Raw genomic sequence first — 12,417 nt, forward strand, 5'->3', positions numbered from 1 at the left:
CAATGAGCCGCACCGGTCGCGCAGGTCGCGGCGGCTCCAGGGGCATCAGGAATGAGAGATCCGGTCGACACTTACATGAACATGCTCGTGCCCATGGTGGTTGAGCAGACGAACCGGGGCGAGCGCGCCTTCGATATCTATTCGCGTCTCCTCAAGGAACGCATCATCTTCGTGACGGGTGTGGTCGAGGACAACATGGCCGCGCTGATCACCGCGCAGCTGCTGTTCCTTGAGTCGGAGAACCCGAAGAAGGAGATCTCGCTCTACATCAACTCGCCCGGTGGCGTGGTGACGGCGGGGCTCGGCATCTACGACACCATGCAGTTCATCCGCCCGGCCGTGGCGACGCTCTGCATCGGCCAAGCAGCCTCCATGGGGTCGCTCCTGCTCGCTGCCGGCGAGAAGGGTATGCGCGCATCGCTGCCCAACAGCCGCGTCATGGTGCACCAGCCCTCGGGTGGCTTCCAGGGTCAGGTGACCGACATTCTGATCCACGCCCGTGAGGTCGAGGGTCTGAAGCGTCGGCTCAACCAGATCTACGAGAAGCACACCGGCCGCACCTATGAAGAGATCGAGGAAGCCCTCGAGCGCGACCGCTTCCTCAGCCCCGAGGAAGCCAAGACCTTCGGCATCATCGACAGCGTGTTCGAAAAGCGTGCCGGGGCTGAACCGGCCGAGGGTGGCGACCGTTCCTGATCGGTCGCCAGGATACACATGAGTGTGACATCCTTGTAATTGCGTGGGTCCGGACCGGCCGATAAGCTCGGCCCGGATTACATAATGTTTAAGTCTCGCGCGTTAGCGTCGTACCTAACGCAGATAAGGGGGCCCGCCCCCGGGAGTGACAGATGTCCAAAGAGACAACGAACGGCGAGTCGTCCAAGAACACGCTTTACTGCTCGTTCTGCGGCAAATCCCAGCATGAAGTGCGCAAGCTGATCGCCGGCCCGACCGTATTCATCTGCGATGAATGCGTGGAGCTCTGCATGGACATCATCCGCGAGGAAAACAAGACCTCGATGGTGAAGTCCAACGACGGCGTGCCCACGCCGGCGGAGATCTGCAAGGTCCTCGACGATTACGTCATCGGCCAGTTCCGCGCCAAGCGGGTACTGTCGGTTGCCGTGCACAATCACTACAAGCGGCTGAACCACGCCCAGAAGAACCAGGACGTGGAGCTCTCCAAGTCCAACATCCTGCTGATCGGTCCGACCGGTTGCGGCAAGACGCTTCTGGCCCAAACTCTTGCCCGCATTCTCGACGTGCCGTTCACCATGGCCGACGCTACGACGCTGACCGAAGCGGGCTACGTCGGCGAGGACGTGGAAAACATCATCCTGAAGCTCCTTCAGGCGGCCGACTACAACGTCGAAAAGGCCCAGCGCGGCATCGTCTATATTGACGAGGTCGACAAGATCAGCCGCAAGTCCGACAATCCTTCGATCACGCGCGACGTGTCGGGGGAGGGCGTGCAGCAGGCCCTCCTGAAGATCATGGAAGGCACTGTGGCTTCCGTTCCCCCGCAGGGCGGCCGCAAGCATCCCCAGCAGGAATTCCTGCAGGTGGACACGACCAACATCCTCTTCATCTGCGGCGGCGCGTTCGCAGGGCTTGAAAAGATCATCGCGGCACGTGGCGATGGCTCCGGCATCGGCTTTGCTGCCGTGGTCAAGGATCCGCGCGACCGTCGCGTCGGCGAAATCCTGAAGGATGTGGCGCCTGAGGATCTGGTCAGGTTCGGGCTCATCCCCGAGTTCATCGGTCGCCTTCCTGTGCTGGCGACCCTCGAGGACCTCGACGAGGCAGCGCTGATCGAAATCCTCACCGCGCCCAAGAACGCGCTCGTGCGGCAGTATCAGCGCCTCTTCTCGATGGAAGATGTGGAACTGACCTTCCATGAGGATGCGCTGAAGGCGATCGCCCGGCATGCCATCGAGCGCAAGACCGGCGCGCGCGGCCTCCGTTCGATCATGGAGGGGATCCTCCTCGACACCATGTACGACCTGCCTTCGCTCGAAGGCGTGGAAGAGGTGGTGATCTCAGAGGACGTGGTGCAGGGCAAAGACGCGCGTCCGCTCTACATCTATGCCGACCGCAAGAAGGAAGATCTGAGCACCAGCGCCTGATTGGCGGCTCGGAGGACCAGTGATCAGGCCGCCCTTCGGGGCGGCCTTTTCTTTTGTGCGCGCTGGTGGAAGTGGTCTGTGGCGGGCCCCCGTAGCGTAACCACACTGTTCACGAGATTTCGGTGGCGGTTGACTTGTCGTTCGCGCGGGTCGACCTATTTAGTAACGCAGAGTCGGGATGATGGCCGATACGGCATCATTCCAGCTGCTACGGGCGCGCTACCACTCCCTCCTTCATGCGCGCCCTGGAAAGGATAGCAAATGACCGACGTCAAAACTGGCGGCACCGAGCAGGATCGGGACCGGGTCTATCCGGTACTCCCTCTGCGCGACATCGTAGTCTTCCCTGGCATGATCGTGCCGCTTTTCGTGGGACGTGAGAAATCGGTCAAGGCGCTCGAAGAGGTCATGCGGGACGACAAGCACATCCTTGTCGTGACCCAGAAGAACGCCCAGGACGATGATCCCGCGCCCGCCGACATCTATGCAAACGGCACGATCGCATCCGTTCTGCAGCTGCTGAAGCTGCCGGACGGGACCGTGAAGGTGCTGGTCGAAGGCCTGCACCGGGCGAGCATCGACCGGTACCTGCAGACCGACGAGTATTTCGAGGCCGAGGCCAGCATCCTCGAGGAGCCGGCGACGGACCCTGTGGAGATCGAGGCTCTGGCTCGTTCGGCACAGACGGAGTTCGAAAACTACGTCAAGCTCAACAAGAAGATCTCTGCCGAGGTCGTGGGTGCAGTCGCGCAGATCGAGAACCACTCGAAACTCGCCGACACCATCGCAAGCCACCTCGTTATCAAGATTGCCGAGAAGGAAGACCTGCTCTCGACCGTATCGGTCGCTGAGCGCTTCCAAAAAATCCTCGGCCTAATGGAAGGCGAGATCGGTGTCCTCCAGGTCGAGAAGCGCATCCGCAGCCGCGTCAAGCGGCAGATGGAGAAGACCCAGCGCGAGTACTATCTCAACGAGCAGATGAAGGCCATTCAGCGCGAGCTGGGCGATGGCGAGGAAGGCTCCAACGAGATCGCCGAGCTCGAAGAGCGCATGGCTGCCACCAAGCTTTCCAAGGAAGCGCGCGGCAAGGCCGAGGCCGAGCTCAAGAAGCTCAAGCAGATGAGCCCGATGTCCGCCGAGGCCACTGTCGTTCGCAACTACCTCGACTGGATCCTGAGCCTGCCCTGGGGCAAGAAGTCCAAGGTCAAGAAGGACCTCGTCTATGCGCAGGAGGTGCTGGACGCCGACCACTACGGCCTCGAGAAGGTCAAGGAGCGGATCGTCGAGTATCTGGCCGTGCAGAGCCGGACCGGCAAGCTCAAGGGCCCCATCCTCTGCCTCGTCGGGCCCCCGGGCGTCGGCAAGACCTCGCTCGGCAAATCGATCGCTAAGGCGACCGGCCGCGAGTTCATCCGCATGGCGCTGGGTGGTGTGCGCGACGAGGCCGAGATCCGCGGCCATCGGCGCACCTACATCGGGTCCATGCCCGGCAAGGTGATCCAGTCGCTGCGCAAGGCCGGCAAGTCCAATCCGCTCTTCCTGCTCGATGAAATCGACAAGATGGGCCAGGACTTCCGTGGTGATCCGAGCTCGGCGCTCCTCGAGGTTCTCGACCCCGAGCAGAACCATACGTTCTCGGACCATTATCTTGAGGTGGACTACGACCTCTCGGACGTGATGTTCGTGACGACCTCGAACACGCTCAACATTCCGGCGCCGTTGATGGACCGGATGGAGATCATTCGTCTCTCGGGTTACACAGAGGAGGAAAAGTTCGAGATCGCCCGGCGCCATCTCATCCCCGAGACTTTGGGTGAGAACGGTCTCAACGCCAGCGAGTTTGAGCTTCCCGATCCGGAACTGCTTCAGGTCATTCGCGGCTACACCCGCGAAGCCGGCGTTCGGAGCCTCAAACGCGAGATCTCCAAGCTGATGCGCAAGGCCGTCAAGGACCTGCTCACCAGCGATGCCAAGACCATCACCATCGATGCCGAAAGGCTCGAGGCCTATCTCGGCGCGCCTTTCTACAAGGGCACGGAAATCGACGCCGAGCCGCAGGTTGGCGTGGTGACGGGGCTGGCCTGGACGCCGGTGGGGGGCGAACTGCTCACCATCGAGGGCGTGATGACCCATGGCAAGGGCCGGATGACGGTGACCGGCAACCTCAAGGAGGTGATGAAGGAGTCGATTTCGGCAGCGAATGGATACGTTCGCTCGCGCGCCGTCGATTTCGGTATCAAGCCGCCGCTCTTCGACACGCGCGACATCCACGTCCACGTGCCCGAAGGCGCAACGCCGAAGGACGGTCCGTCTGCAGGCATCGGCATGGCCACCGCGATCATCTCGGTGATGACCGGCATTCCGGTTCGCCACGACGTCGCCATGACCGGCGAAGTCACGCTGCGGGGCAGGGTGCTGCCCATCGGTGGGCTCAAGGAGAAGCTCCTCGCTGCGTTGCGCGGCGGGATCAAGACCGTGTTGATCCCCCAGGAGAACGCTCGCGATCTCAAGGAAATTCCCGAGATCGTCACCAAGGGAATGGAAATCATCCCGGTGAGTCGTATGGACGAGGTTCTGGCCCACGCTCTCGTGCGCAAGCCCGAGCCGATCGAGTGGCAGTATGACGAAGCCAAGGCCCTGCCCGGGGATGCGGCAGCGGTCGATGGCGACGAGGCAACAAACACGCTGCCGCACTGAAACCGATAGTCAACACCTTCAACGGCGCCCCTCACCGGGCGCCGTTTTCGTTTGCGGAGCCACCGCAGAACATATAGAGAACTTCTCTGCTCTCATTCTTCCGGATGCCCGCCATGAACAAGGCGCTGGTTGTGATCCTCTGCGCCGTGACGCTAGACGCCATCGGCATTGGGCTTATCTTTCCGATTCTGCCGAGCCTCCTTCGCGAAGTGACCCATGATGCGGAGATCGCGACGCTCTACGGCGTGATGCTCGCGCTTTATGCGGCGATGCAATTCCTGTTCGCCCCGGTGCTGGGCATGCTCAGCGACCGCTTCGGCCGACGCCCGGTACTGCTCGTTTCTCTTTTCGGCGCGGCGATCGACTATCTGATCATGGCATTTGCGCCTGAACTCTGGATGCTGGTTCTGGGGCGAGCCGTCGCTGGCATCACGAGCGCCAACATGGCCGTGGCTGTTGCCTACATCACCGACATTACCCCCGAAGCGGATCGCGCGCGGCGCTTCGGCTATTTCCACGCGATGTTCGGCGTCGGTTTCATCATCGGCCCGGTCCTCGGCGGCTTTTTGGGAGAGCACTGGGTGCGCGCCCCGTTCATCGCGGCTGCCATCCTCAATGCTCTCAATTTCTCGCTGGCGCTGTTCGTGCTGCCCGAATCGCGCCCCGGCAAGCCCGGCGCCAGATTGACCCTGGGCGTCCTCAACCCTTTCCTCCCGCTGGTTTGGGCCCTTGGCTTCCGAGCTCTCCTGCCGCTTCTGGCGATCTACATCATCATGATGCTCGTCGGTCAGGTTTATGGCACCGTTTGGGTTCTCTTCGGAGAGGACCATTTCGGTTGGTCGAGCTTCATGATCGGCCTGTCGCTTGGGGCGTTCGGCGTCTTTCATGCCGGGGCGCAGGCTTTCCTGACGGGGCCTGTCGTCGCGCGCATCGGGGAGCGGGCAGCGCTGATCGTTGGTTTGGCTGCCGAGGTCGCTGCGCTCATTGCCCTGGGGTTCGCAGCGGGTGGCTGGATACTCTTCGCCCTGATGCCGCTTTTCGCCATCGGTGGCGTCGGCATGCCAGCGCTTCAATCGCTGACGACCGCAGAGGTCGATGCCGACCGCCAAGGCCAATTGCAGGGCGTTCTGGCCAGCCTCGTGAGCCTCTCGGCGGTGTTCGGTCCGCTGCTTTTCAGCACCGTCTATTTCGCCGTCAAGGCCTCCTGGCCCGGCGCTGTATGGCTGATTGCGGCGGCGATCTACACACTGGCAGTGCCGCTCATGCTCACTATCAGGGGGCGCGATCCATCATCCATCTTGCGCAGCTCGGTCGGAATCAACGCCGATTCATCGAATCAGTAGTGGAAATGCCGGCCGGCCGGCCCAAAACCCCCGGAAATCCTTGCGTTTGCCTCAGAATCGACAAAGGGTTGCGCGGTTTTGGTCCGCCAGCGAAGGGCGGGCATCCACTGTGAGGAAACATCAATGAACAAGAACGATCTGATCGGCGTCGTCGCCGAGAAAGCCGATATCTCCAAGGCCCAGGCATCCGACGCGGTCGATGCGGTCTTCGGCGCAGTCGCCGACGCGCTCAAGGCTGGCGACGAAGTTCGTCTCGTCGGCTTCGGCACGTTCTCGGTGTCCAAGCGCAAGGCGACCACCGGCCGCAATCCCGCCACCGGCGCCGAGATCCAGATTCCTGCATCCAACCAGGCCAAGTTCAAGCCCGGCAAGGGCCTCAAGGACGCGATCAACTGATATCGGGGATCCGTTCCCGAACTCTGCTTATGGCCCCGTGCGGTATCCGCCGGGGCCATTCGCGTCTTCGGGCCACGGCCATCCGGCTTGACGCGCGGCCGCTCTACCCCTAATCAAAGCGCCATATGCGCCAGGGGAAGCAGCCAGGCGCGGGCGGTTAGCTCAGTTGGTAGAGCATCTCGTTTACACCGAGAGGGTCGGCGGTTCGAGCCCGTCACCGCCCACCAGATTCTTCTCCCCGTCAAGCCCTAATGCCTAGAAATCGCACGAGAATTGCGATCGGCTGGGTTTTTTCGTCCCGTCGACACAGAACTGCATTTTTCTTCCATCGCGGCGCTTGACTTGCTCTCAGCGGCCCGGTACACGAACCACACCTTGCGGGGGGGATACCTCGCCGCCGGGGGTGTAGCTCAGTTGGTTAGAGCGCCGGCCTGTCACGCCGGAGGTCGCGGGTTCGAGCCCCGTCACTCCCGCCACTCTCTTCAGAGAGTTGGTGGCCTTGATTTGGCCCCACGCCATTCCCACTTTCTGTCCTGTTGACCGAGCGCCTTCTCCGGACCGGAACATCCCGGCCTTTGGGGCGTTCTTGCGGTTTCAAGCGGGAGTGTTCTCCATGGCCAGGCTTTCGCGATCCATTCCCTACGGTGTGCTGCTCGCCTTGGCCACGTCTGCCGGCGTTCAGGCGGCCAATATCGGCCTTCCCGTTGCCTCCAGCGCCTATGAGGTGCCAGTCCATGACGCCGCTGCCCCCTTCGACTGGTCCGGCTTTTATGCCGGCGTCTATGGCGTAGTCGGAACCTCATCCGAGAGTGATGAGGCGAGCTTCGGCGCCGGCGTCGCGCTTGGCGCCAATGCCCAATATGATTTCGTGCTAGTCGGCGGGGAGGTGGCATTCCACGGCCTCACCGGTGATACCGACGCGACCTATTTGCAGGCGCTGCTGCGCGGCGGGGTGCTCGTGACCGATACGCTCGGCGTCTATGCCGCGGCTGGTTACGGCATCGATCTGGGGGAGGGCGCCGACAATGATCTGCTGCTCGGTGGTGGCCTCGAGTTCGCAGTGACCGACTCCGTGTCGCTCAACGCCCAGTATCTGCGCCAGTTCGATACGGGCGACGCACCGGCTGCCGATCAGGTCACCTTCGGCGCCCGTTTCCATTTCTGATCAAGGTCTGGTCGGGAAGCGATTCCCCCGGCCGTCCCCGACCTGCGCCGGCGCCCCATTTCCGCCGCGTTGGCGCCTGATCGTGTCCGCAATGTGTCTCGAAATTTGCCACAGTTTTGCCTGCATTAACAATGGGTAAACAAAACTGTGCTGATTTTGACACACCGCCGGGGCGAGCATCGGGCACGCGGAACGTTTGATCGTCCTCCGGGTTGGCAGCATGGGCAGGATCATGGGATGTCCTGCTCAGCGTTCACAACCACCAACACGGAATCGCTTCAATGAAACTCACCACGAAACTCCTCGCAGCCTCGGCTGCTTCGGTGCTGATGACCGCCTCGGCCTTCGCCGCCGACCTCTATGTGCCGATCGAGCAGCCCTACGTCCCCGAAGTTGCCGCAGCTGCGCCGCTCGGCTGGACCGGTGCCTATGTCGGCGTCCACGCCGGCTACGGCTGGGGCCAGTTTGACCTCGCAGGCGACGATGAAACCACGTTCTTCACCCCCGGTGACAGCGACGTCGACGGCTGGCTCGCCGGTGTGCAGGCCGGTTACAACGTCAATCTCGACGGTGTCGTTCTCGGCATCGAGGGTGACATCGCCTGGGCCGACCTGAACGGTTCGGCGACCATTGGGACTGGCGACGACGCAGTGACCGTCTCGTCGAACATTGACTGGATCGGTACGATCCGCGGCCGCGTCGGCTTCGCGGCTGATGCCTTCCTGCTTTATGGCACGGCCGGCGTTGCCTTTGCCGGTGCTTCGATGGATGTCGCCGCTCTTGAGCCGACCGAGGCTTTCTCGGATGACAACGTCCACACCGGCTGGGTCGTCGGCGCGGGTGTCGAGACCATGGTCACCGACAATATCTCGCTGAAGGCCGAATACCTCTACCACGACTTCGGCAACGAGACCTTCTCGTTCGATGATACCAACGCTACCGACGCGTCGTTCAACGTCCAGACCGCCAAGATCGGCCTGAACTTCCACTTCTAGGACTCTAGCGACTCCGGAAGTGCGCGGCCCCGGGCTCTCGCGCCTGGGGCCGTTTGCGTTATGAGCTTGTTAATGCTGTGTGGCCACCTTGCATCAATCGCGGGGTGTTGGGCTCGATATTTATATTATGAGACTATATCGAATTTAGATCGTGCCCCGGTCATGAGAGCGTCTCCCCAATCCAGCACATTGAGGGCACACCCATGACAGCACTCCGCCTCGGCATCGCCACCGCCGCTACCGCGCTGATGACCGCATCGGCTTTCGCAGCCGATCTCTACATCCCGATCGAGCAACCGTTCATTCCGGACGTCTCAGCACCTTTGGGCTGGAGCGGGGCCTATGTCGGCGCGCATGTCGGTTATGGCTGGGGCGAGGCGCGGATTCCGTTCGGGCCGTTTGACATCTACAATGAGCTCGACGGCTGGCTCGCCGGCGCCCAGGCTGGCTACAATTTCAATCTCGATGGTGTCGTGATCGGTGTTGAGGGTGACTTCAGCTGGGCCGACCTTGAGGGGGCGATCGGGAGCGAGCCCGGCGAGGGCTTCCTCACCAATTCCGTCGATTGGCTTGCCACCCTTCGGGGCCGCGTTGGTCTGCCCGTCGATGCCTTGCTCGTTTACGGCACCGCCGGCATAGCCTTCGCCAACGGCGCAACGACAACCGCCGTTTTTGAGCTCGAAGAAGGTGAGCCGACCACGCAAAGCGTTACCAACACGCATGTGGGGTGGGTCGTCGGCGCCGGCATCGAGGCGATGGTCACGGAGAGCATCTCGCTCAAGGCGGAATATCTCTATCACGAGTTTGGCACAGAGACTTACGTCTCCGATGTCGGCCCGGTCGGTGGTGGCCTCGACGTAGGCTTCAACGTCTCGACCGCCAAGATCGGCCTCAACTTCCACTTCTAGCCACGAGGCGACTGCAAAGATCAGCGGCCCCGGGGGACACTCTCCGGGGCCGTGTCATATCCAGCGCGTGCCACAATTGGCGTAAACCGGCTGCAAACCATGTTTTGGCCCGTTGGCCGCCCCGGCTCGGGTAGCGGAAATCCCTGTCTTAACAGGGGGTAAACGAATCTGTGGCAGTTTGGGCACACGGGCCCGGTAAAGGCCACCCGATCGCCCATATTGCGACATGATTGGGTTGGCGTGCCGGAGAATCCGTGAAAAGGATACCGAAGCGTTCACAGCACAATTCCACGGAGTCGCTAAAAATGAAGATCGCTCAGAAGTTTCTGGTCGCCACCGCCGCAACGGCGCTGATGACCGCGTCGGCTTTCGCAGCCGACCTCTATATCCCCGTCGAGCAGCCCTTTATCCCGTCCGTCTCGGCCCCGCTGGGCTGGACCGGTGCCTATGTCGGTGTGCATGCCGGCTATGGCTGGGGCACTGTTGATTGGGCCGAAGTTGCCGTGACTCCTGAAACCGGCGAGTTCGACATCGACGGCTGGCTCGCAGGTGTGCAGGCTGGTTACAACGTCAATCTCGATGGCGTCGTTCTCGGCATCGAGGGCGACATCGCCTGGGCCGACTTTAGCGGCACCGATGAAGCCGCCGGCGGTTCGATCGACATTGAAGGCCAGGTGAACTGGCTTGCCACGCTCCGTGGCCGTGTCGGCTTCGCGGCTGATGCCTTCCTTATCTACGGCACCGCTGGTGTTGCCTTCGCAGGGACGGATGCAGACCTGACCCCTGGCACTTCTAATGCCTCCAACACCCACACTGGCTGGGTTGTCGGCGCGGGCGTTGAAGCCATGGTCACCGACAACATCTCGCTGAAGGCCGAATACCTCTATCACGACTTCGGCAGCCAGACCTATGACTTCGACGGTTCGTACGCTGGCCTTGAGGCCGACGCTTCGTTTAACGTCTCGACCGCCAAGATCGGCCTGAACTTCCACTTCTAGGATTTTCAGGGACCGCAAGGTCTTTTGCGACGGCCCCGCTTCGGCGGGGCCGTTTCCGTTTGTGCGTCAGGCTGCCCGACATATGTGGGCAGATCTGCCACTTCCTGGCCGCAACTGTGTTCTCGAGGGCACACTGCGGGCCGCAAACGCAAAGCGTTTACCAATGAATGCTCGCAGCATCTTCTCCCTCGTGACGAATCCATGTCACAACCATGGCAGCAACAGTTTTCTGCTGTGCTGTGCTTGGGAGTCTTAAAATGAACTTTGTGAAACAACTTGCGCTCGCAACGGCAGCCACTGCCGTCATGACCGCTTCGGCCTTTGCGGCCGATCTCTACGTGCCCATCGAAGAGCCGTATATCCCGGAGGTTAGTGTTCTTGGATGGACCGGCGCCTACGTTGGCGTCCATGCCGGCTACGGCTGGGGCAGCTTCGATGAGCCTGATGACGCGACTCCGGAGTGGGCCAACGACATCGATGGTTGGCTCGCCGGCGTTCAGGCCGGTTACAACGTGAACCTCGACGGCGTAGTCCTCGGTGTGGAAGGCGACATTGCGTGGGCCGACATCGGCTCTGAAGAGTTTACTCGTGACGGCCTCGCCGGGTCCATCGACTGGATCGGCACGATCCGCGGGCGAGTGGGTTTTGCCGCCGATGCCTTCCTCATCTATGGTACTGCCGGTGTCGCATTCGCCGGTGCTGATCTCTTGGACGATCCCGACGCCGACTCCAACACCCACACAGGCTGGGTCGTGGGCGCCGGCGTTGAGGCCATGGTCACGGAAAGCGTCTCGCTGAAAGCAGAGTATCTGTACCACGATTTCGGTACTCAGGAGTATGATTTCAACGGTGATACCGACGATGTCGACTTCCAGGTCTCGACCGTCAAGATCGGCCTGAACTTCCACTTCTAGGTCTCGCCTGCGATTCCGTGGTTTGACTGGGCCCCGCTTGCGGGGCCCTTTTTCGTTTCGGGGTGGGGGAGGGGCGTGTCGTCGCGGGACGCGGTGGTAACCCTTCATTAGCCCAAACAGACAACTAAAATTTGCATCATATTGTCCCTTTCGGCGCCGGCGCGCAGACTGCCCGCACAGTCTCCCAAGCCTGCCGAGGACAATCCATGATCACTTCGCGCGCACTTCTCATCGCGCTGGCCGGCGCGGCCCTCTCCGTTCAGGGCGCCGTTGCGGCCGACTACAGCTGGGGCGGCGGCCCGGTGGATCAGATCTATTCGAGCCCCATGTTCAATTTCGAGGGCTTCTATGTCGGTGGCACCGTCAGCGCGGTCGGGCTCGATGATGGCGGGGCCTTCGGTCTCGGCGTGGTGACCGGCAACAATTTCATGCTGACCGATTCCATCGTGGCCGGCATCGAGTTCCAGGGCGACCTCTATTTCAACGAGGAAGGCATCACCGCCTATGACGCGCTCGGGCTCGGGCGGATCGGCGGCTTCCTCACCACCAACACGATGATCTATGGCGCGCTCGGCGCCGGCGTCTTCGATGACAACCTCAACTACGCCTTCGGCGCGGGCGTCGAGCAGGGCCTCGGCGGCCCGATCAGCGTGCGCGGCGAGATTCTCGGCCTCGGCGACTGGGGGCAGACCCCCGACCACGCCAAGGGCACGCTCGGCCTCATCTGGCACATGAACTGACCTTCCTTTTCCCATGCACCGCAAACGCAAACGGCGCGCCCAAAAGGCGCGCCGTTTGCGTTTCGGCAAGGGGCCGGCGATCACATTCATGACTGTTCTACTCAACTATTGTTTTCCTTGAAACGCCAGGGCCCC

At 61.8% G+C, this 12,417-nt stretch carries 11 protein-coding genes and 2 tRNA genes; all 13 read left to right on the top strand.

All coding sequences use genetic code 11. The features are described 5' to 3' along the window. Positions 1-51: 51 nt before the first annotated feature. The 13 genes from EMQ25_RS05960 (at position 52) to EMQ25_RS06020 (ending at position 12,282) form a co-directional block, all read left to right on the top strand. Positions 52-696 carry an ATP-dependent Clp protease proteolytic subunit gene (locus EMQ25_RS05960; protein ID WP_127187646.1) on the top strand — a complete coding sequence of 215 codons (645 nt, stop codon included), beginning with the start codon at positions 52-54 and terminating at the stop codon, positions 694-696. Between the two features lie 152 nt (positions 697-848). Then, a complete protein-coding gene (gene clpX, locus EMQ25_RS05965) occupies positions 849-2,126 on the top strand; it encodes an ATP-dependent Clp protease ATP-binding subunit ClpX (protein WP_127187647.1) in 1,278 nt (425 codons plus the stop codon). A 261-nt stretch (positions 2,127-2,387) separates the two neighbouring features. Then, a complete protein-coding gene (gene lon, locus EMQ25_RS05970; protein ID WP_127187648.1) occupies positions 2,388-4,823 on the top strand; it encodes an endopeptidase La in 2,436 nt (811 codons plus the stop codon). Between the two features lie 113 nt (positions 4,824-4,936). Next, positions 4,937-6,166 carry a Tet(A)/Tet(B)/Tet(C) family tetracycline efflux MFS transporter gene (tet, locus tag EMQ25_RS05975; protein ID WP_127187649.1) on the top strand — a complete coding sequence of 410 codons (1,230 nt, stop codon included), beginning with the start codon at positions 4,937-4,939 and terminating at the stop codon, positions 6,164-6,166. Between the two features lie 123 nt (positions 6,167-6,289). Next, positions 6,290-6,562, top strand: coding sequence for an HU family DNA-binding protein (locus tag EMQ25_RS05980; RefSeq protein WP_127187650.1), 273 nt, complete (start codon positions 6,290-6,292; stop codon positions 6,560-6,562). A gap of 151 nt (positions 6,563-6,713) precedes the next feature. Continuing rightward, positions 6,714-6,789 (top strand) — tRNA-Val (locus EMQ25_RS05985). A 172-nt stretch (positions 6,790-6,961) separates the two neighbouring features. Beyond that, a tRNA-Asp gene (locus tag EMQ25_RS05990) sits at positions 6,962-7,038 on the top strand. Positions 7,039-7,175: 137 nt separating this feature from the next. Then, positions 7,176-7,727, top strand: a complete 552-nt coding sequence (locus EMQ25_RS05995) for an outer membrane protein (RefSeq protein ID WP_127187651.1) — start codon at positions 7,176-7,178, stop codon at positions 7,725-7,727. Positions 7,728-8,008: 281 nt separating this feature from the next. Then, on the top strand, positions 8,009-8,722 hold the full coding sequence (locus EMQ25_RS06000) for an outer membrane protein (RefSeq protein ID WP_127187652.1): 714 nt from the start codon (positions 8,009-8,011) through the stop codon (positions 8,720-8,722). Positions 8,723-8,925: 203 nt separating this feature from the next. Then, a complete protein-coding gene (locus EMQ25_RS06005) occupies positions 8,926-9,630 on the top strand; it encodes an outer membrane protein (protein WP_127187653.1) in 705 nt (234 codons plus the stop codon). Between the two features lie 305 nt (positions 9,631-9,935). Next, positions 9,936-10,628, top strand: a complete 693-nt coding sequence (locus EMQ25_RS06010) for an outer membrane protein (protein WP_127187654.1) — start codon at positions 9,936-9,938, stop codon at positions 10,626-10,628. Between the two features lie 257 nt (positions 10,629-10,885). Then, complete coding sequence (locus EMQ25_RS06015) at positions 10,886-11,542, top strand: outer membrane protein (protein WP_158625980.1); 657 nt, start codon at positions 10,886-10,888, stop codon at positions 11,540-11,542. A gap of 206 nt (positions 11,543-11,748) precedes the next feature. After that, positions 11,749-12,282, top strand: coding sequence for a hypothetical protein (locus tag EMQ25_RS06020; RefSeq protein ID WP_127187656.1), 534 nt, complete (start codon positions 11,749-11,751; stop codon positions 12,280-12,282). Positions 12,283-12,417: the final 135 nt, after the last annotated feature.

This window comes from Arsenicitalea aurantiaca (assembly GCF_003994485.1).
In the GTDB taxonomy this organism is placed as follows: Bacteria; Pseudomonadota; Alphaproteobacteria; order Rhizobiales; family Devosiaceae; genus Arsenicitalea; species Arsenicitalea aurantiaca.

What these genes read in the sequence shown, in the direction of transcription:
- EMQ25_RS06005 (WP_127187653.1), top strand. Translation starts at nt 8,926, where the DNA reads ATGACAGCACTCCGCCTCGGCATCGCCACCGCCGCTACCGCGCTGATG.
- EMQ25_RS05960 (WP_127187646.1), top strand. Translation starts at nt 52, where the DNA reads ATGAGAGATCCGGTCGACACTTACATGAACATGCTCGTGCCCATGGTG.
- EMQ25_RS06020 (WP_127187656.1), top strand. Translation starts at nt 11,749, where the DNA reads ATGATCACTTCGCGCGCACTTCTCATCGCGCTGGCCGGCGCGGCCCTC.
- EMQ25_RS05995 (WP_127187651.1), top strand. Translation starts at nt 7,176, where the DNA reads ATGGCCAGGCTTTCGCGATCCATTCCCTACGGTGTGCTGCTCGCCTTG.
- EMQ25_RS06000 (WP_127187652.1), top strand. Translation starts at nt 8,009, where the DNA reads ATGAAACTCACCACGAAACTCCTCGCAGCCTCGGCTGCTTCGGTGCTG.
- EMQ25_RS06015 (WP_158625980.1), top strand. Translation starts at nt 10,886, where the DNA reads ATGAACTTTGTGAAACAACTTGCGCTCGCAACGGCAGCCACTGCCGTC.
- clpX (WP_127187647.1), top strand. Translation starts at nt 849, where the DNA reads ATGTCCAAAGAGACAACGAACGGCGAGTCGTCCAAGAACACGCTTTAC.
- lon (WP_127187648.1), top strand. Translation starts at nt 2,388, where the DNA reads ATGACCGACGTCAAAACTGGCGGCACCGAGCAGGATCGGGACCGGGTC.
- tet (WP_127187649.1), top strand. Translation starts at nt 4,937, where the DNA reads ATGAACAAGGCGCTGGTTGTGATCCTCTGCGCCGTGACGCTAGACGCC.
- EMQ25_RS06010 (WP_127187654.1), top strand. Translation starts at nt 9,936, where the DNA reads ATGAAGATCGCTCAGAAGTTTCTGGTCGCCACCGCCGCAACGGCGCTG.
- EMQ25_RS05980 (WP_127187650.1), top strand. Translation starts at nt 6,290, where the DNA reads ATGAACAAGAACGATCTGATCGGCGTCGTCGCCGAGAAAGCCGATATC.